Source organism: Klebsiella sp. S69, assembly GCF_016516145.1.
Classification (GTDB): domain Bacteria; phylum Pseudomonadota; class Gammaproteobacteria; order Enterobacterales; family Enterobacteriaceae; genus Klebsiella; species Klebsiella oxytoca.
In genome coordinates this window covers 263,213-281,910 of record NZ_JACVUU010000003.1, presented here as the reverse complement: position 1 = coordinate 281,910, position 18,698 = coordinate 263,213, and the positions used below count along the sequence as shown (strand labels likewise).

Below are 18,698 nucleotides of genomic sequence, written 5' to 3'. Positions count from 1 at the left end.
GTCCTTACCGTTTGCGCCCTTTAAGGCGCATCATTCCTTGCTGTACCAGCAGGAAAAAGAGTGGAACGAAGAGCAAGGTCAGCAGCGTCCCGGTGAGCATACCGCCGATCACCGCGGTGCCAATCTCCCGTTGGCTGGAAGCGCCGGCACCGGTAGAGAGTACCAGAGGGATAACGCCGACAACAAATGCAAGTGAGGTCATAATGATGGGGCGTAAGCGCAGACGAGCGCCCTCCAGCGCCGCGTCGGATAAGGTTTTTCCTTGCTGAAACTGCGCCAGCGCAAATTCAACGATCAGAATCGCATTTTTTGCGGAAAGCCCCATGGTCGTCAGCATACCGACCTGGAAGTAGATATCGTTTTCATATCCGGCGAGCAGCGACGCGCTCACGGCCCCCAGAATCCCCAACGGCACGATCAGCAGTACGGCGACCGGAATCGACCAGCTTTCATACAAGGCGGCCAGACACAAAAACATAAAGGCCAGCGACGCCAGATATACCCATAGCGTTTGCACTGAAGAGGCCTGCTCCTGCCAGGACAAACCGCTCCATTGCAGATCAAACCCGCTCAGCGTGCCCACCAGTTCGGCCATTTCCGCCATCGCCGAACCGGAGCTGACGCCCGATGCCGCATTGCCCTGGAACTGCACGGCTGACAGTCCGTTAAAACGCTGAAGCATCTGCGGCCCGGTGGTCCAGCGCCAGGATGAGAAGCTGTCGAAGGAGGCCATGTTGTTGCTGTCGCCGCGGACAAACCAGGCGGATAAATTTTCCGGCGTCGAACGCCAGGCTGCGTCTCCCTGCATGTACACGCGCTTGACGCGTCCGCGATCGATAAAGTCGTTAATGTACACGCCGCCCCAGGCCGCAGAGAGAGTGCTGTTTATCGCGGCCTGATCCAACCCCTGGGCCTGCGCTTTCTGTCTGTCAACATCGACCTGCAGCTGCGCCTTCTCCTCCAGGCTGTTAATGCGCACCGCATCCAGTTCTGGCTGTTGTCTGGCGGCAGCGAGCAGGGTGTTTTGCGCCTCGATGAGCGACGGGCTGCCGTTTTGCGCGCTATCCTGTAGCCAGAGTTCAAAGCCGCTCGACTGCCCGAGCCCGCGCACGGTGGGTGGCGACATCACGCTGATGCTGGCCAGCCGGGAGGTTTTAACAAAGTACTGGTTCGCCCGGGCAATGATCGCCTGAGCGCTGTTCTGTTCTCCGGGACGCGCATCCCAGTGCTTGAGTTCGGCGAAGGCCATGCCGACGTTCTGCCCGCTGCCGGCGTTATTTCTGCCGGTAACCATAAAGATGACGTTGAGGTTATTCTCTTCCTCGCTCATGAAATAGCGGCTAATTTCCGCGCCGACCTCTTCGGTCATCGACATCGGCGAGCCGGAGGGAAGCGTAAACTGAACCATCACCGCGCCCTGATCCTCTTCCGGCAGAAAGCCGCCAGCCAGTTTCTGATACTGCCAGAGCATCAAAAACGTCAGCGCCAGGGCCAGCAATACAAAGCGGAAGGGGCGGACCGCTATCCGCCGGAGAATCGCCAGGTAACGATTCTGAGTGGCGGCGACGCCGCGGTTGAAACCGGAGAAGAACGGCCCTTTTTTAAGATGGCCGGGTTTGAGCAGATGGGCGCACAGCGTCGGCGTCAGGGTCAGTGCGACCAGCGCGGAAAGCACCATCGCCGAAACGATGGTCACGCTGAACTGCCGGTAGATAATCCCCACCGAGCCGCCGAAAAACGCCATCGGGATAAAAACCGCCGAGAGTACCAGCGCGATGCCAATCAGCGCGCCGGTTATCTCATTCATCGAGCGCAGCGTGGCTTCAAGCGGGGTAAGATCCTCTTCCACCATCAGGCGTTCAACGTTCTCCACCACCACGATAGCGTCATCAACCAGCAGACCGATTGCCAGAACCATCGCGAAGAGGGTGAGCGTATTGATGCTGTAGCCCAACAGGCTAAGGATGCCGAAGGTACCGAGCAGGACGACCGGCACCGTGAGGGTCGGGATCAGCGTTGCCCGCCAGCTCTGGAGAAAGAGATACATGACCGCCACCACAAAAAGAATCGCCTCAATCAGCGTGCGCACTACGCTTTCGATAGAGACCGTCACGAACGGCGTGCTGTCGCGCGGATAAGCGGCGACAACGCCCTGCGGAAAGCGGGGCGTCAGGCGTTCGACTTCTGTCCGGATCTTCTCCGCCGTCTCCAGCGCGTTGGCCCCGGAGGCCAGCTGAATTGAGATTCCGGCTGAGGGGAAACCGTTGAGCGTGGTTTGGTTTTGATAGTTTTCCGCGCCGATCTCCACCCGGGCGACATCGCGCAGATAGACCACCGAGCCGTCGCTGTTGGTGCGCAGAATAATGTTTTCAAACTGTTCGGGATGCTCAAGGCGGGACTGCGCGGTGACCGTCGCGTTCAGATACTGCCCCTCCAGCGTAGGCAGTGAACCAATTTCGCCGCTGGTGACCTGAGAATTCTGCGCCTCGACGGCGGCCTGCACGTCGGAGGGCATCAAACCGTAGCTGGTCAGCTGCAGCGGATTGAGCCAGATGCGCATCGCGTACTGGGCGCCGAAAACGGTCGTTTCCCCCACGCCTTCCACCCGGCTCAGCGGCTCCTGCAGGGAGCTAACGAGAAAGTCGCTGATATCAAGGCTGGTTAGCGTTCGAGTTTGATCGTACAGGGCCACCACCATCAGGCTATCACCCTGTGACTTGGTTACCGTAAGGCCTTGCTGCTGCACCTCTTGAGGCAAACGCGTAATGGCCTGATTAACGGCATTTTGTACCTGCACCTGCGCCATATCGGGATCAATGCGTTGATCGAAACTGAGGCTAATACGCGCCTGGCCTGCTGAACTGCTGCTGGAGGAAAAATAGAGCAGGCCGTCGATGCCTTTAATCTGCTGCTCCAGCACCTGGGTCACGCTGTCTTCAACGGTTTCAGCCGAGGCGCCGGGGTAGTTGGCGGTGACGTTGACGCCGGGAGGAGCAATATCCGGATATTGTTCAACGGGCAGGGTCAGCAGGGCGAAAGCGCCGGTCGCCATAATACAGATGGCGATGACGGCGGCAAAAACCGGGCGAAACACAAAAAAGCGAGCCAGCATCGTTATGCACCTACGGTCAGTTGAGGGATTCTTGTAGCGCAAACACGGCCGGCGGTTCGCTTAGCCCGGAGGATGGGGGAAATGCCGGCGTGGGTGGAGCCAGTAGCGCCGCATCCAGCGCCCTCGACAGAAAAAAGCGGCTGATTTCAGAACATGCAGTCGTACGCTGGTATTCACCCCACAGAAAGTCATAGGTCTGAATACTGAAAATATTCTGCTGCAGTAAAAAATGCAGATAGCGTTGGCGCTGCTCCGCCTGCTGGCTAACGAGCAGGGCGTGACATAGCCTGGCCTGAGCCGGCTCATCTACACGTGAACATGCCGCCTGAATCTGCTGATCCTGCGTAGCCAGACTCAGCAATGAGGCCTTCGCTACGCAGGGAAGAAATGATAATCCAATGAAACAAAACAGCTTTGCCCATTTTCCTTCGTTGAACATCCGCCTTACCCCGTCAGTTTATTTACTTTACAGTAAAGTAAATAAACTGTTTAAACAAGTGCCCATCTATACGAAGCGAAAATGGGTAAAGCGGAGGGAATGATGAGCAGAGGAGCTCTGCTCAGGCTCAGAACATGCCGTTGCCGCTGGCGGTTTTCTGCGGAACGTTCTGGGTCACGTCCCAGTGCTCAACGATTTTATGCTGTTCATCAACGCGGAAGATATCGATAATCGCCCGCGTCACTCCCGGCTCGCGACCGGTTACCTCCACTTGGAGGATCACATGATCGCCGTCGACAAAGGCCTGCTTGATATCGCTGCGCGAGTCGGGATATTTACTCTTCAGGAAGGCGATAAACTGCTGAAAGCCTTCGACGCCATCTTTCGCCATCGGGTTATGCTGTATGTAGCGGTCTCCGAGGTAGGGCCTGGCGGCGGCAAAGTCCTTGTCATTTAACGCTTTGTTATAAAAATCAATGACGTTTTTCTTATTCAGCTGTTCGCTTTCACTGTTGCCCGCAAAAACAGCGGGCGACAGGGCGCAAAACAGGGAAAAGGCGATGAGCGATTTTTTCAACATACATCCTCCGGCGGTGATTGTAGTAACAGGCATCTGGCCTGTCAGGGGGAATCAACCTCCCCAGCGGCCTTTGAGGTAGTTAACGGCCTGCTGGGTCTGCGGCTGATTAAGGTAATTCTCTCTGAACAGAATAGTGCCCTGAATTTGCGGCATGGATTCATTCAGATCAAGCTGCTTTTTCAGCTCCGGCACGCCGCCGCTAATCATCCAGTCAGGCTCGCTCTTTGACGGTTCGCCAACTTTGTACAGCGCCACGCCGATATAAAGCCGGGTGTGGGTAGGCTTCACCACCTCAGCCCACCACTTTGCCAGCACATCGTAGCGCGCGGCGTCGCGGGCGAAGGGCCAGTAAATTTGCGGCGCGATATAGTCCAGCCATCCCTGCTGAACCCACAGGCGGGTATCCGCGTAAGACTCATCGTAGGCCGCCGCGCCGCGGGTATCGGACCCGGACGGATCGTGAGAGCGATTGCGCCAGACGCCCGCCGGGCTGACGCCGAATTCTACGGCGGGGTTCAGCTGCTTGATAGTGCGGGAAACCTGCTCAATCAGCAGCTGGGTATTGTGCCGCCGCCAGTCCGCTTTGGCAGCAAAGCCCTGGCCATACTGCTGGAACGTCCGATTGTCGTTCAGCTTCGACCCCGGCGTTTCGGTATAGAAGTAATCATCGAACTGGACGCCGTCTACCGGATAGCGCTCTACGACCTCTGCCACGATGCTGGTGATCCAGTCGCGCACTTCCGGAATCCCCGGGTCGAGAACGAAACGGTCTCCGGAGGTACGGATCCAATCCGGATGCAGGACATAGACGCTGGCGGGAAACTGCGAAAGGGTACCGTTAAGCTCGGTGACGGTTTTGGGGCGAGTATTGACCGAGACGCGATAGGGGTTGAACCATGCATGAACGCGCATGCCGCGCTTATGGGCTTCATCCAGCATAAACTTTAACGGATCGTAGCCCGGGTCCTCGCCGATTTTACCGGTCAGCATATCGGACCACGGCAGGATCTTCGACGGCCAGAGCGCGGTGCCATCAGGTTTCACCTGGAAAAAAACGGTATTGATACCGAGGCTTTTTAAATTATCCAGCTTGGCAATCAGCGCCTGCTGCTGCAGGGCGATGCGGCGATCGGCGGTAATGCCGCCGTTCACGGATTCCAGCGGCGGCCAGTCGAGGCGCGAGACGGTGGTCAGCCAGACGCCGCGCACCGGCTCGTGGCTTTTGGGTAACGTCGGCTGCTTTGTCGCGGGCGGCAGCGGCGTGACAAGAGAAACGGGCGGTTTACTGCCGCAGTGCGACAGCAGCAGCGCTGCAGCGATAGCTACGGCGGATGCTTTTACTTTTTTCAGGATGCTATTACGGGAGTGAATCGTCATATTTGCCAGCATTTCTGGTCAGCGCACAAAGAAGTCATTTTCGTATTATTCTACTTTAAGTCAATAATTTAGCCATAGACAGCGCCGCTTTTGCCTCAGCAAATTTCGCAGCCAGTCGTCTGCGCCATCACGCAACGGCTGGCCATGATATATCATTGATATGCATTAAAACTTGATCGGTTCAGGGCGAGTTTAAAAAGGATTTGTTAAAATCTGGCCAAACAATTGACCGCCGGCCCCCGATGGCGAGTCTAACTGGATTAGCATAATGAACTACTCATCGTCACGCCATCGTCTGTGGATAATCCTATTTCTCATGGCATTAATCAGCCTTGGCACCGGCCTTTGCTACTGGCAGATGCAAAAAAAGGTGGATAAGGATATCCAGTCGCGGCTGCAGCAGGCGATAGCCAGCCTTGATGTGACCGTCTCCCACGCCGAACAGGCCGCCGACCTGGCGGAACCTTTTATGGGAAAAAACTGCAATGAGAACGTCCTGACGGAGCTGCGCACGCTGGTGGCGACCATTCCCGACGTGCGCTCGGTAAATTTAGGGCGGGATAACGAGATCTACTGCACTTCAGTTTTTGGCGGACGCAAATTTCAGTTTGATAGAACTCAATATACCCAAGGATCGTTGCAGTTATTCCAGGGGAACGATATTACGCCGTCTCATCCGTTAATGGTGTATAGCGAACAGGACGACCGGGGGAATACCACGCTGATAGGTATTGATGGCTATTATTTATACAATATTTTATCCGTTCTGGATGGCGATGCTCATCTGTATCTTCAGGTTGGTAATCGGGTAATGAACCGCAAAGGGGAAGTCACCACGACGCCGAAGATCAAAATTCCCGTGCGTCTGACCTCTGAGCAATTTAATTATTCGGTCATTGCCGATCGCGGCTTTGCCTCCGGCGCAGTCGCATTTATCCGCTATGAACAGCATACCCTCATCGCCATTCTTCTCGCCTCCTTGCTGCTCGCCTTTTTGTTCAGAAACTATCTCCGCTATCGGCAGACGATTGAGTACCAGCTGAGGAAGGCGATCGAGCTGAAGCAGCTCAAACCGTATATTCAGCCGATAATTAACGATGAGGACGGCGCCATTATCGGCGGCGAGGTGCTGGTACGCTGGGAACATCCCAAACAGGGATTTATTGCGCCGGATAAATTTATCTCCGTTGCGGAACAGACCGGTTTGATTAAAGACGTGACGGCGATTTGCTTTGCGGAGGTAAGCCGACAGCTCCGTCGCCAGCAGTCCCTGCTCCCTAAAGGACTCTTTATTTGCTTTAACACCAGCTCGGTTAACTTTCAGGATGACGAAATAGTCCAACTCTGCCAGACGTTTATCCGGGAGCTGAAAGAGGCGGAAGTTCGTCTCGTCCTTGAGATAACCGAGCGGGAGTCGATTGAAAATACGCTGCAAACCTCGGAGGTGACGGATAAGCTGCGGCGCATCGGGATTCAGTTTTCGCTGGATGATTTCGGTACCGGCTACGCAAACTACAGCTACATCCAGCAGTTTAATCCTGAGATTATAAAAATCGATAAGGTGTTTACCTTCAATATCGTCACCAATAATGCTTCCGCGCTGGTGGTCAAGAATATGGTGAATCTGGCGAAGAAGTTTAACTGTCAGATTATCGCCGAAGGCGTGGAGGATAAGGAGCAGCTTACAATGCTCAGGAATATGGGCATCGCTATTTACCAGGGCTACTACTTCTCACAACCGGTGCCGGTTGGCGAGTTTATCAAAATGCTGCCACGTTCATTTCGCTAGTCAGGAAAGGGCTGGTTTGTTCGATCACAAACAGGAAATTAAAAGGTGATCGACTCGGCAAAACCGAATCGTAATTTCCTGTTTGGCCTGAAAATTTGTCATCATTGAGGAACAACTCAACAACACGGAGGTTGTCTTGTTCGAATCTCACCTGAATATTTTTATCCGCGCGGTTTTCGTTGAAAATATGGCGCTCAATTTTTTCCTTGGCATGTGTACTTTTCTCGCTATTTCCAAAAAGATCGATGTCGCATTTCGGCTCGGGATCACCGTGACGGCGCTGCTAGCCATTGCGACGCCGATTAACAACCTGATTTATCATCACCTACTGAAAGAAAATGCTCTGATTGAAGGCGTGGATCTCAGTTTTCTCGATTTCATCACGTTTATCGGCGTCCTTGCGGCGCTGGTGCAGATCCTGGAGATGGTGATCGACAAATATTTCCATGCGTTAAACCATGCTTTAGGGCCGTTTCTGCCGCTGTTGACCATCCACTGCGCCATTTTTGGCGCGACCATATTTATGGTGCAGCGTGAATACAGCTTCCTTGAGTCGCTGACTTATGGCACCGGATGCGGTATTGGCTGGACGCTGGCGATTGTGGCGCTGGCTGGCATTCGCGAAAAGCTGAAATATGCCAATATGCCGAAAGGGTTACGCGGATTAGGCAGCGTGTTCATTACCGCCGGACTCATGTCGCTGGGCTTTATGTCGTTCGCGGGTATTTCCCTGTAAACAGAAGTCGGGAACCATGAGAGAGAGCGTCTGGCCTGACGACGTTTTACCGAAATTCTGCCGTACACCTTTGGGCGCGCACGGCAGAAGAGGGCGCTGGCGGGCGATGAATGCGCGTCGCGGGTTCATCGCACCGGGCCTGCTGGCGGATTTCAGGGGTAGTTGAAAGCCTCTGGATGGTTTTCCAGGCTGCCGCTCAGGGCTGCAAAGAGTACCGTTTTCCCATCGATGGATAATGGATCGCTAACGTTAAGCCAGGTCAGCTTTTCCTGGGAGGTCTTTTCGTCAACGGTGGAAAAAACTCCGGACATTTGTCTGGATTTTTCCGACCACAGCACCGCGAGCCGCTCCGCAGCGCAATCGTGAGGTTTGCAGACGCTGAGCACCTGATAAACATCCTCGCCAAGCTTTACCGTACGCGCGGGCGTGGTCGTGCCGCCTGAACTGACCCAAACGGGCAGGTGATGTCCTTTGAGCATCTGATTAAACGCGGCGGGCTCCTTTTTGGCGAGGCTGTTCAGCGTAATATCGTCCTGTGCCATAGCGTTTGCTGACGTCGCCAGAATAGCCAGCGCGGTTAACATTTTAAGCATAATAATACTCCTGTGATCTTTCCGATTCCGTTTAACGCCTGTCAATCATGGCTCTGGTTGGCGGTGAATGCAAATTTGCTCAGCTGGCTTCTCTATATTTCGCAAATGGTCGGGAAGTGGTGATTTCATTTCTTATGGTTTTGTAAAAAAGAATGTCACTATAGAATGCGAATTACTTATAAAGCATATAAAACCGGCAGTGATTATTACTATCGCGAGCTTTTATTCAACATTTTCGTGTCGTTGGTTGAATCACCATTAAGATAACGCGTCAATAATGGCTCAATCACTGTGCTTATTCGCTTGACTGGTAACGTATAATAGAATCCAGACTATTCTGCTGTTATTTTTCGGTAAATTAATGACTGTGTCATTTCACAAAAGAAAATTTGATCGCCGGCATCGCGCTTGTTAAAGTTCGCGCCACTTTTCAGGAGGGTATGATGAAAAAGACTCAATTCATTATCGCGTGTTCTTTAATTATGGCTTCAGGCTCTGCCCTGGCAATGGGTTTTACCGCTGAGCAGGGGAAAAACTTTACCAATCTTAATATGGAAATCGGTAAGAGTTCTTCCGGCCTGTATGCGGAAAGTAACTGGATTAAAAATACTCAGGACGGAAGTCAGCTTGGCGGCGTCGGCGTTGGCTACAATCTTGCGCTGGGTCCGCTCACGGCGAATATTGGCACAAAAGCCGTATATCTCGGGCCGAAGAAAGGGGACAACGGCGTCGCCTTCCCGATTGGCGGCGGCATCGATCTGGCGCTGACTGACAGTATCCATCTGTACGGCGAAGGATATTCCGCGCCGGAAGGGTTAACTAACAGCGTTAAAAATTACGTCGAAGCGAATGGCGGAATTAGCTGGACGCCGTTGACGCCGCTGACTATCAAGGCTGGCTATCGTCACGCGAGCGTTGATGGAAAAGATGGCCGCCCGGGACATACTATCATAGATGGCGCTTACGTAGGCGCTGGCGTGACTTTCTGATATGACGGTCGGGAGCGTGGGCTCCCGACATATTACTGAGCACTGGGAAAAATCTCAAAAGGCGCTTTCAGATGCTTAGCTGTTTTTGGTCTGTACCCAAAAAGCGTGAATGAGCCCTGGAATGTAGCCGAGGATCGTCAAAATAATATTGAGAATAAACGCCCAGCCAAACCCTTTTCCCAGCAATACTCCCAGCGGGGGTAGAATAATCGTTAAGACAATTCGCCAGAAACCCATAATATCTCCCTGTGTTGTTAGCTAACTTATTACTATTTTAGTGGCTGACGGTATTTTTGCAAATTTTAGCTTTTTAAATCATAAGTCTGCTAACTTTTCTGAGTTTCAAATACTACATATTTAATAAATTTAAAAGCGCTAATTTATGCCAGATATCTATATGGGATTATTCCAGGTTATTGCTTAAATTATGTTCTTCAAAGCTCAGTGGAAAATTTGTACGGAAGAGGGGGAATTACGCGCAATGATAGCCTGCCGGGTGGGGTAAATTGCGCTACACTGCCCGTCCAGGGGATAAGATATTGACGGCGGGGTTACATGGACAACATCGTTCTTCAAAAGGTCATCGCCATCTTTCTGATGGTTTGGTGGGGTTGGGATATTCTGAAAAGAAAAAAGAAAAAGCAGAACCCCGATCCCCTTATTGCGCAGGCAAACGCTGCGGAGCGCTATCAGTGGCGCTACTTGCGTTGGGGATGGCGACTCTTGCAATTCGCCTGTGGCGGGTATTTGCTGATAATGATGGTCACCTTTCTTTTACGCTAGCGCTGGCAGGTGAAAAGAGAGCCGCTACCGCGGCTCTTTTGCTGACCAGGCACGTATCCGGAGGAGTTGCGCGCTGGCGCTCAACCTGGGCTACCGAACTGCAGACGGCCTGGACCCGCCCGAGTCCCTGTCGCCCGGCTAAGCGTAACGCTAGCCGGGAACAGGCCGCGCCAGCTCTTTTAGGCTACGCCGGTACCGCCATCTGAGCACCAGACCTGACCCGAAGCGTAGGAGCAGGCGTCGGAAGCCAGAAGGACGTAAAGCGGCGCAATCTCAACCGGCTGTCCCGGTCGGCCAAGCGGCGTATCCTCACCAAATTTTTGCACCTTCTCCTGCGGCTGGCCGCCGCTCGACTGCAACGGTGTCCAGTAAGGGCCAGGGGCAACGGCGTTAACGCGAATACCGCGCGGTCCAAGCTGCTGCGCCAGGGATTTAGTAAACGCCACGTTGCAGGCTTTGGTCTGGGCGTAATCCAGCAGAATCTCGCTGGGTTTAAACGCCTGAACGGAAGAGGTATTGATGATAACCGCCCCCGCAGACAGGTGACGAAGGGCGGCTTTGGTTATCCAGAACGGCGCATAGACGTTGGTTTTAAAGGTGGCATCAAACGCAGCGGTGCTCAGCTGTTCGATGGATTCGCAATACTGCTGTCTGCCGGCATTGTTCACCAGAATATCCAGCCCGCCCAGCTCGGCTACCGCTTTTTCAACCAGGGTGTCGCAAAAAGATTCAACCCGAATATCGCCGGGAATGGCGACAGCTTTTCGTCCCTCGGCCTGAATCAGCGCGATAACGGCAGCCGCGTCCGACTCTTCTTCCGGCAGGTAGCCGATGGCGACATCCGCGCCTTCACGCGCATAGGCGATAGCGACAGCGACAGCGCGGCCAATACCTGAATCACCGCCGGTAATAAGCGCTTTTTTTCCCGCGAGCTTCCCGGAGCCGATATAGCTGGTCTCACCGTGGTCGGGAAGGGGCTTCATTTCAGATGCCAGCCCCGGAGCCTGCTGCGGCTGCTCAACAAACGGCGGAAGAGGATAATGTAGCGATGAATTATTTCCTGTTGTCATACCGGCCTCCTGATAAATGAAATTTAAGATTAGCCAATCGTTGTGATTGAGCGAGCAAAAAGCGTAAACCAGGAATAATTAACTTTGTAAAACCAGGAATTATTTACCTGACAATTAGTTCAACATGTAATACCAGAACAGCGCAATTTCATCTTTTTCCGCTAAAGCGTTGTAGAGATATCGATCGTATCCTCCGAGAGTAAAACCATAATTTTGATAGAAGAGGCAGGCGGGCACGTTAACGTTCTGCGTCTCAAGCTTTAATCCCGCAGCGTTCATACTGCGGGCCCAGATATGGGCGGCGGCCATGAGCTTGTTGGCCGCGCCGGCTCTGCGATGTGAGCTTTCAATGGCAATATAATCGACGGAAATAAACCTGTTCCAGCTCAGGGATGCGGTGATAAAACCGGCCATCTGTCCCGCTTCGGTTTCGGCAATCAGGAATATTGCATCCGGATTAATACAGTGGTTTTCCAGCGTCTGGATATCCAGCTCATAGGTTTTATTATAAGCGCAGGGAAGTGCCTCAATTTTCAGATCATTATTGATGAAAGGGCCTCTGGCAACCTGGCTGACCGTGAAGGAAAAATCACAATATTCGAGGCGAGCAAGGTCAGAATTTAATCCTTTACGAATCTGCATAGCATTCCTTATTTTTTAGCGATTTATTAATGATAGACAACGTCGTTAAAAATAACAGTCAGGCCATCAACAGCGCATTCGTCCAAACCTGGGCTAATCTTATATTTCATGCTGCATTTCCTGCAGGTCGTTTGAGGACATTGAATGGAATCCATATCGTTTAAAAAGCATTGGGGGGCGGAATTCATTTCCGCGGATATTGTCCGCTTTCGCGTCTGGGCCGAAGGTCAAAAGTCGATGACGCTTAGCCTGAGAGACCGGGATATTGCGATGGAAGCCGTGGGAAAGGGCTGGTTCCAGATCGATGTCCCTGGCGTTAAGCACGGGGATGAATATCAGCTTCGTTTAGCCGACGGCCGCCTCATTCCCGACCCGGCCACCCGCGCGCAGCGCGATGATGTCAATGGCCCCTCAGTAGTGATCGATCCCCGACGCTATCAACCGGTTAACCGTGACTGGAAAGGGCGTCCCTGGGAAGAAACCGTGATATATGAACTTCATCCGGGCACCTTTACGCCAGAAGGCACCTTTGTCGCCGCTATCGAAAAGCTTCCCTGGCTGGCAGAGTTGGGGATCACCCAGATAGAGGTTATGCCGGTGTCTCAGTTTGGTGGTTCGCGCGGCTGGGGCTACGACGGGGTACTACTTTATGCCCCGCACTCAGCTTATGGTACCCCGGCGGATTTTCACGCCTTCATCGATGCCGCTCACGGGTTAGGGCTTTCGGTGGTTCTCGATATCGTGCTGAACCATTTTGGTCCGGAAGGCAACTATCTCTCTTTGCTGTCGCCGGGCTTTTTTCATCAGGACCGAATGACCCCCTGGGGTAATGCCATTGCCTATGAAAACGAGGCCGTGCGTCAGTATATTACCGATGCGCCGCTGTTCTGGCTTACCGAGTATCAACTTGATGGGCTACGCTTTGATGCTATTGACCAGATTGAAGATCGCTCCGCCCGGCACGTGCTGATAGAAATAGCCGAGAATATCCGCGCGGCTATACCCGACCGCCATATTCACCTGACGACGGAAGATAGCCGTAACGTGGTTTTCCTCCACCCGCGCGATGAAAACGGGCACACACCGCTGTTTACCGCTGAATGGAATGATGACTTTCATAATGCCGCGCACGTTTTCGCGACCGGTGAAACCCATGCGTATTATCAGGATTTTGCGCATCAGCCGGCAAAGAATGTCGCTCGGGCGCTGGCGGAAGGATTTGTCTATCAGGGGGAGGTCTCTCCACAAACCGGGCAACCTCGCGGCGTCTCCTGCGCCGTTCAGCCACCGCAGTTCTTTGTCGACTTTATTCAGAATCACGATCAGACCGGGAACCGAGCCCATGGCGAAAGGCTTATCTCCCTGGCCGGCGCTGAGAAAACGCGCGTGCTGCTAGCCGCATTGCTTCTCTCTCCCCACATTCCCTTACTGTTTATGGGCGAAGAGTATGGTGAAACCCATCCTTTTCTATTTTTTACCGATTTTCAGGGTGCTCTCGCCAAAGCGGTAAGAGAAGGGCGGGCAAAAGAGTTTGCCGGACACGCAGGGCATGATGCCTCCGTTCCGGATCCGAACGATCCTCAAACCTTTATCCGCTCTAAGCTCGACTGGCAGAAGGCGGCAAGCGAGGAGGGGAAATCCTGGCTGCGCTTTACCCGCAACCTTATCTTACTGCGCCATCGCTATATCGTCCCGCTGCTCGCGGCAGGGGGCGTCGTGGAAGGCAGGATCCTGCACGCGGCGGCGCATGCGCTGGCGGTGAGCTGGCGCTTCCCCGACGGGACGCTCTCCGTGGCGCTGAATATCGACGCGGACCCCGTGACGATGCCGGAGATACCGGGAGAGGTCATTTTTAGCTGGCCGGAGCGGCAGGAAGCGTTAACGCCAAACAGCATTGTTGTCCGTTTTGCACATGGAGAAGCTTCATCATGATCCCTTCCGCAACCTATCGTATTCAATTCCGTAATGGTATGACCTTCGATCGCGCGGCGGCGCTGGCCCCGTATCTGAAAGCGCTGGGTATTAGCCATCTTTACGCGTCGCCGATATTTACGGCGACCACCGGCTCCACCCATGGCTATGATATTACCGATCCAAACGAAATCGACCCGGCTATTGGCGGCCGCGAAGGGTTTGACCGGCTGGTAAAGGCGCTGCGGAGTGCGCAAATTGGCCTGATTCTGGATATTGTCCCCAACCATATGGCGACCTCTCTGGAGAATCGCTGGTGGCGGGACGTCATTGAACAGGGTAAGCACAGCGCCTGGGCCAATTATTTCGATATTGACTGGACGCGTCCCGTTACGCTGCCGTTTCTGGGGGATACCTTTGAGGCAGAGCTGGAGAGCGGGGCGCTTGAGCTTAAGCGCGATCCTGAAACGGGGAAACCGGCGTTCGTCTATTACGACCAGGCCTGGCCGCTGAATCCTGAAAGTCTGGCAACAGGTGAGCAACTACTAACTTCGCCGGATCGCGACGCGATTGTGGCGCTGCACGAGGCGCAAAGCTGGCGGCTGATGTCGTGGCGGGAAGCGCCCAGACAGCTCTCCTGGCGGCGCTTTTTCGAAATTACGGGCCTGATTGGCGTCAGGGTCGAAGAACAGGCGGTATTCGACGATACCCACCGTCTTATTCTTGAACTGGTACATGCCGGTATCGTCGATGGTCTGCGCATCGATCATATCGATGGGCTTGCCGACCCATTAGGGTATTTGCAGCGTCTGCGCCAGGCCGCCGGGCCAGAATGCTACATTACGGTGGAAAAAATTCTTGCAAAAGGCGAGCAGCTTCCCGCTGATTGGCCCGTCTCCGGCACCACCGGATATGAGTTTATCGCTTCGCTGGCTGAAGTGCTGGTGGATGACAATAATCTCGACCAGCTGCAGCAGGTGCATGACGAAGCGCTCGGCGGCGCGTTAGATCGTCACCAGGCGCTGCGTGAGGCTAAAGGGCTGATGGCGGATCGCAACTTTGAGGGCGAATTTACCACTTTGTTGAGGCTGGCCATCGAACTGGCGCAGCGTAATAGCATGGAGGTTGAAAGCGAAGCGCTGCGCCACGCATTACGTGAACTGCTGCTGGCCTTTCCGGTATATCGCACCTACGGTACCGCTGAGGGGATGAGCGCCGAGGATATTACGCTATTAAACCGGGTCGTCGATCGGGTTAACGCTCGGGAAAACCGCCCCGATCCCAGGGCCCTTGAGGTCATTATCGCTATCCTGACCGGCAATTTACAAACAAGCAGCCTCGATGCCGCCTCGCTTTTCAGGACCCGTTTTCAACAGCTGACAGGGCCGTTAATGGCTAAATCGGTCGAGGATACGCTGTTCTTCCGCCATAACCTCGATCTGGCGCTGAATGAAGTCGGCGCCGATCCCACGCCGCGCGCTTTCTCGCTTTCTCGTTTCCATCAGGAGATGCGTATTCGCCTTGCTCGCCAGCCCGACGCGCTGCTGGGCACTTCGACGCACGACACTAAACGCGGGGAGGATGCGCGCGCCCGTCTGTATACCTTAACGGAAGCTCCGCAGCTGTGGGCGACCAATCTTGCGCGCTGGCGTCAGATGAATCAAACCCTGGTGCGTTTTTTGAACGACGGTACGGCGCCGAACGCGGCAGATACGTGGATGATCTATCAGGCGCTCGCCGGCGTGTGGCCTGCAACGTTGCTGCCTGACGATAGCGCAGGGCTGAAAGCCCTCGAAGAACGTTTTCTCGCTTTTATGGAAAAAGCGCTGCGCGAGGCTAAGCAAAGAACCGACTGGATCGACAGCAATGAAAGCTATGAAAGCGTCGTACTGAACTACGTTCAACAGCTGTTTTCTGCTGATAATGCGCTGTTTCTCAATGATTTTCACACCTCCCTGCAGCCTTTTGTCCGTGCCGGTCTGGTGAAAAGCCTTAGCCAGACGGTCATCAAACTGACCGCGCCCGGGGTACCGGATATTTATCAGGGGAGCGAGGCGCTGAACTTTAGCCTCGTCGATCCGGATAACCGCCGTGAACCTGACTTCGCCGCCCTGGCACAACATCTTGATAGCGGAAGCGCGGAACTGTTTCATCATGAAAGCGCATGGCGAGACGGACGGTTGAAGCAATACGTCACCGCTTCGTTTCTCAGATTAAGGCAGCAGCATTCCGCGCTCTTTCATTATGGTGACTGGGTACCATTAAAAGTCGCGGGTGAAAGAGCAGATAATTTTATCGCCTACGCGCGTATCAAAGACGAGGAAGCCCTCATCGTGGTGGTTCCTCGGCTGGTGTTTGACGTGGCGGCGCACGGGTTGGTCGAGTCATCGGCGCAACTGTGGGGCGAGACGGCAGTATCGCTCCCGGAAGATCTGGCCGGAAGGCGTTATTGCGATGCATTAACTGGTGAAAGCCGTCTGGTAGAAGAGACGCTCGATCTGGCGTCAGCAACGGGGTGGTTATTGACGCTTATTAGTGAAAAGGAACGTGGGGAATAACAATGTCAAAGGAAAATGCTTTTATCATACGGCCAGGCCACGGCCAGCAGTTGGGGGCTAATTTCGACGGGAAGGGGGTGAACTTCGCACTGTTTTCAGCGCATGCTGAACGCGTTGAGCTGTGCTTATTCGATCCTTCCGGTAAAACCGAAATAGCCCGGCTTGAACTGCCTGAATATACAGATGAGATCTGGCACGGCTATGTACCCGATCTGCAGCCCGGCGCATTGTACGGTTATCGGGTTTACGGACCTTACGATCCGGAAAACGGTCATCGCTTTAATCCCAATAAATTGCTTATCGATCCCTACGCGCGGGAGCTGGAAGGCGATGTTGAGTGGAACGATGCGCATTTCGGCTACGAGTTGGGCCATGAGGAGAGCGACCTGAGCTTTGATAGTCGCGATAGCGCGCCCTATACGCCAAAATGTAAGGTTATCGACCCGGATGCCTTCGACTGGCAGGGGGAAAACCGTCCCAATGTACCCTGGCCGAAGACGGTTATCTACGAAACCCATGTCAAAGGTTTTACCCGGCTTAATCCGGCGCTTCCTCAGGAGCTGCGCGGCACATTTGAGGGGCTTGGGCATCAGGCTTCCGTCGATTATATTAAAAGTCTGGGCATTACTTCCGTCGAACTGCTCCCCGTACACTGGTTTCCCGATGACCAGCATCTGCTCGATCGGGGGCTGACAAACTTCTGGGGTTACAATACGCTAGGCTTCTTTGCTCCCGCTTCCCGCTATTATGGCCCTGCAGGTATAGCGGGCTTTCGCAACATGGTGCGCGCTTTTCATGATGCCGGTATCGAAGTGATCCTTGACGTGGTGTATAACCACACCGCGGAAGGCAATGAACTGGGCCCGACGCTCTCATTTAAAGGTATCGATAACTTCTCTTATTACCGGACGATGCCGGATCAGCATCGTTATTACATTAATGATACCGGGACCGGAAATACGGTGAATACATCGCATCCCCGGGTGCTGCAGATGGTTATGGATTCGCTACGGTACTGGGCGCAATCGATGCACGTTGATGGCTTTCGTTTCGACCTCGGGACTATTCTTGGACGCGAGCCAGAAGGCTTCGATCCGCGAGGCGGTTTTTTCGATGCGGTAACCCAGGATCCGGTTTTATCGAAGCTTAAACTGATTGGTGAGCCGTGGGATATTGGCCCCGGCGGCTATCAGGTCGGCGGTTTCCCGCCTGGCTGGGGCGAGTGGAACGACAAATATCGTGATACGGTACGGGAATACTGGAAGGGAGATAACGTCTCCAACGACTTCGCCGCCCGCTTACTGGGCTCGGGGGATCTGTACGATTTACGCGGTCGTCGTCCGTGGTCCAGCGTCAATTTTATTACCGCCCATGACGGCTTTACGTTGAACGATCTGGTTTCATATAACGAGAAGCATAATGAAGCCAACGGTGAGGACAATAACGACGGGCACAACGATAACCGTTCCTGCAACTATGGCGAAGAAGGCCCAACGGAAAATCAGGATATTATTGCCGTCCGTGAACGCCAGAAGCGTAATTTTCTGGCAACGTTATTTTTCTCCCACGGTACGCCGATGCTGCTGGCCGGCGATGAGTTTGGTCGTTCGCAGCAGGGCAATAATAACGGCTACTGCCAGGACAGCGAGATTTCATGGTTCAACTGGGAAGCGCAGTCTGAGCGGGATCGTGCATTACGAGACTTCACCCAGCATCTGATTGCACTGCGCGCGGAGCAACCGCTTTTACGTCGTGAAAGCTGGCGCGACGGGCTGGAAATACGCTGGTTTAACGCCGGCGGCGGTTTGCAGCAATCAGAGCAATGGGATGAGGGTTCGACCTTAGGCCTTGCCATCAGTCGACCCGATCTTGAGAAGGAGGAGGGCATCTGGCATGACGTGCTGATGCTGTTCAATCCCTTTGAAGGCGATGTTCCGTTCCAGATCCCGCAGTTTGGCGAAGGCGGCTGGGTTCTTGAGCTGTCGACCGCAGAGGAAAAAACAGACGGCGCGATTATTACCGAGACGATTGATTTTGTTCTCGCCGGGCGCAGTATTGCGCTATTCAGACGACCTTAGCCTACAAGACAACCCGGCGCAGATGGCCGGGTTTTTGTCAT

General features: G+C 54.0%; 15 protein-coding genes. 7 read left to right on the top strand and 8 right to left on the bottom strand.

Features of this window, described 5'->3' with window-relative positions:
- Positions 1-4: 4 nt before the first annotated feature.
- From IAE27_RS05270 to IAE27_RS05255, 4 genes are all read right to left on the bottom strand, one after another.
- Positions 5-3,112 carry a multidrug efflux RND transporter permease subunit gene (locus IAE27_RS05270; protein ID WP_004112968.1) on the bottom strand — a complete coding sequence of 1,036 codons (3,108 nt, stop codon included), beginning with the start codon at positions 3,110-3,112 and terminating at the stop codon, positions 5-7.
- A gap of 16 nt (positions 3,113-3,128) precedes the next feature.
- Entirely contained in the window at positions 3,129-3,551 is a 423-nt protein-coding gene (locus IAE27_RS05265) for a hypothetical protein (protein WP_135800176.1), read from the bottom strand.
- A 127-nt stretch (positions 3,552-3,678) separates the two neighbouring features.
- On the bottom strand, positions 3,679-4,131 hold the full coding sequence (locus IAE27_RS05260) for an ester cyclase (RefSeq protein ID WP_154023008.1): 453 nt from the start codon (positions 4,129-4,131) through the stop codon (positions 3,679-3,681).
- Between the two features lie 51 nt (positions 4,132-4,182).
- Entirely contained in the window at positions 4,183-5,508 is a 1,326-nt protein-coding gene (locus IAE27_RS05255) for a glycoside hydrolase family 10 protein (RefSeq protein WP_070557711.1), read from the bottom strand.
- 268 nt (positions 5,509-5,776) lie between these two features.
- On the opposite strand from IAE27_RS05255, the gene IAE27_RS05250 reads away from it, so the two are divergent.
- Positions 5,777-7,297: a cyclic diguanylate phosphodiesterase gene (locus tag IAE27_RS05250; protein WP_115239550.1), complete on the top strand. Its 1,521-nt coding sequence runs from the start codon at positions 5,777-5,779 to the stop codon at positions 7,295-7,297.
- Between the two features lie 136 nt (positions 7,298-7,433).
- Entirely contained in the window at positions 7,434-8,033 is a 600-nt protein-coding gene (gene nqrE / locus IAE27_RS05245) for an NADH:ubiquinone reductase (Na(+)-transporting) subunit E (RefSeq protein WP_004102040.1), read from the top strand.
- A gap of 152 nt (positions 8,034-8,185) precedes the next feature.
- On the opposite strand, the gene ivy is transcribed toward nqrE, so the two are convergent.
- Complete coding sequence (gene ivy, locus IAE27_RS05240) at positions 8,186-8,626, bottom strand: Ivy family C-type lysozyme inhibitor (protein WP_154023007.1); 441 nt, start codon at positions 8,624-8,626, stop codon at positions 8,186-8,188.
- A 443-nt stretch (positions 8,627-9,069) separates the two neighbouring features.
- Between ivy and IAE27_RS05235 the strand changes: the two genes are divergently transcribed.
- Positions 9,070-9,615 (top strand): YfaZ family outer membrane protein, encoded by a 546-nt coding sequence (locus IAE27_RS05235; RefSeq protein ID WP_016809021.1) that lies wholly within the window; start codon positions 9,070-9,072, stop codon positions 9,613-9,615.
- Positions 9,616-9,690: 75 nt separating this feature from the next.
- On the opposite strand, the gene IAE27_RS05230 is transcribed toward IAE27_RS05235, so the two are convergent.
- Positions 9,691-9,852, bottom strand: coding sequence for a YqaE/Pmp3 family membrane protein (locus IAE27_RS05230; protein ID WP_004102047.1), 162 nt, complete (start codon positions 9,850-9,852; stop codon positions 9,691-9,693).
- Positions 9,853-10,170: 318 nt separating this feature from the next.
- Here IAE27_RS05230 and IAE27_RS05225 point away from each other — a divergent pair, with 318 nt between their 5' ends.
- Positions 10,171-10,398 (top strand): hypothetical protein, encoded by a 228-nt coding sequence (locus IAE27_RS05225; protein WP_016809020.1) that lies wholly within the window; start codon positions 10,171-10,173, stop codon positions 10,396-10,398.
- A gap of 179 nt (positions 10,399-10,577) precedes the next feature.
- Here the strand turns inward: IAE27_RS05225 and IAE27_RS05220 are convergent, their stop codons facing one another.
- Together IAE27_RS05220 and IAE27_RS05215 are read right to left on the bottom strand one after the other, a co-directional pair.
- Positions 10,578-11,468, bottom strand: a complete 891-nt coding sequence (locus IAE27_RS05220) for an SDR family oxidoreductase (RefSeq protein ID WP_200092110.1) — start codon at positions 11,466-11,468, stop codon at positions 10,578-10,580.
- 114 nt (positions 11,469-11,582) lie between these two features.
- Positions 11,583-12,110, bottom strand: coding sequence for a GNAT family N-acetyltransferase (locus tag IAE27_RS05215; protein WP_200092108.1), 528 nt, complete (start codon positions 12,108-12,110; stop codon positions 11,583-11,585).
- A gap of 144 nt (positions 12,111-12,254) precedes the next feature.
- On the opposite strand from IAE27_RS05215, the gene treZ reads away from it, so the two are divergent.
- From treZ to glgX, 3 genes are read left to right on the top strand one after another with little or no spacing between them, the layout of a single operon-like run.
- Positions 12,255-14,042 (top strand): malto-oligosyltrehalose trehalohydrolase, encoded by a 1,788-nt coding sequence (treZ, locus tag IAE27_RS05210; protein ID WP_154022982.1) that lies wholly within the window; start codon positions 12,255-12,257, stop codon positions 14,040-14,042.
- Entirely contained in the window at positions 14,039-16,579 is a 2,541-nt protein-coding gene (gene treY / locus IAE27_RS05205) for a malto-oligosyltrehalose synthase (RefSeq protein ID WP_200092099.1), read from the top strand. Before treZ ends, treY begins: the two co-directional genes overlap by 4 nt.
- 2 nt (positions 16,580-16,581) lie before the next feature.
- Positions 16,582-18,657: a glycogen debranching protein GlgX gene (glgX, locus tag IAE27_RS05200; RefSeq protein ID WP_135800175.1), complete on the top strand. Its 2,076-nt coding sequence runs from the start codon at positions 16,582-16,584 to the stop codon at positions 18,655-18,657.
- Positions 18,658-18,698: the final 41 nt, after the last annotated feature.

Excerpts from the sequence above, each read along its gene's own strand:
- IAE27_RS05270 (WP_004112968.1), bottom strand. The coding sequence starts at position 3,112 with ATGCTGGCTCGCTTTTTTGTGTTTCGCCCGGTTTTTGCCGCCGTCATC.
- IAE27_RS05265 (WP_135800176.1), bottom strand. The coding sequence starts at position 3,551 with ATGTTCAACGAAGGAAAATGGGCAAAGCTGTTTTGTTTCATTGGATTA.
- IAE27_RS05260 (WP_154023008.1), bottom strand. The coding sequence starts at position 4,131 with ATGTTGAAAAAATCGCTCATCGCCTTTTCCCTGTTTTGCGCCCTGTCG.
- IAE27_RS05255 (WP_070557711.1), bottom strand. The coding sequence starts at position 5,508 with ATGACGATTCACTCCCGTAATAGCATCCTGAAAAAAGTAAAAGCATCC.
- IAE27_RS05250 (WP_115239550.1), top strand. The coding sequence starts at position 5,777 with ATGAACTACTCATCGTCACGCCATCGTCTGTGGATAATCCTATTTCTC.
- ivy (WP_154023007.1), bottom strand. The coding sequence starts at position 8,626 with ATGCTTAAAATGTTAACCGCGCTGGCTATTCTGGCGACGTCAGCAAAC.
- IAE27_RS05235 (WP_016809021.1), top strand. The coding sequence starts at position 9,070 with ATGAAAAAGACTCAATTCATTATCGCGTGTTCTTTAATTATGGCTTCA.
- IAE27_RS05230 (WP_004102047.1), bottom strand. The coding sequence starts at position 9,852 with ATGGGTTTCTGGCGAATTGTCTTAACGATTATTCTACCCCCGCTGGGA.
- IAE27_RS05225 (WP_016809020.1), top strand. The coding sequence starts at position 10,171 with ATGGACAACATCGTTCTTCAAAAGGTCATCGCCATCTTTCTGATGGTT.
- IAE27_RS05220 (WP_200092110.1), bottom strand. The coding sequence starts at position 11,468 with ATGACAACAGGAAATAATTCATCGCTACATTATCCTCTTCCGCCGTTT.
- IAE27_RS05215 (WP_200092108.1), bottom strand. The coding sequence starts at position 12,110 with ATGCAGATTCGTAAAGGATTAAATTCTGACCTTGCTCGCCTCGAATAT.
- treZ (WP_154022982.1), top strand. The coding sequence starts at position 12,255 with ATGGAATCCATATCGTTTAAAAAGCATTGGGGGGCGGAATTCATTTCC.
- treY (WP_200092099.1), top strand. The coding sequence starts at position 14,039 with ATGATCCCTTCCGCAACCTATCGTATTCAATTCCGTAATGGTATGACC.
- glgX (WP_135800175.1), top strand. The coding sequence starts at position 16,582 with ATGTCAAAGGAAAATGCTTTTATCATACGGCCAGGCCACGGCCAGCAG.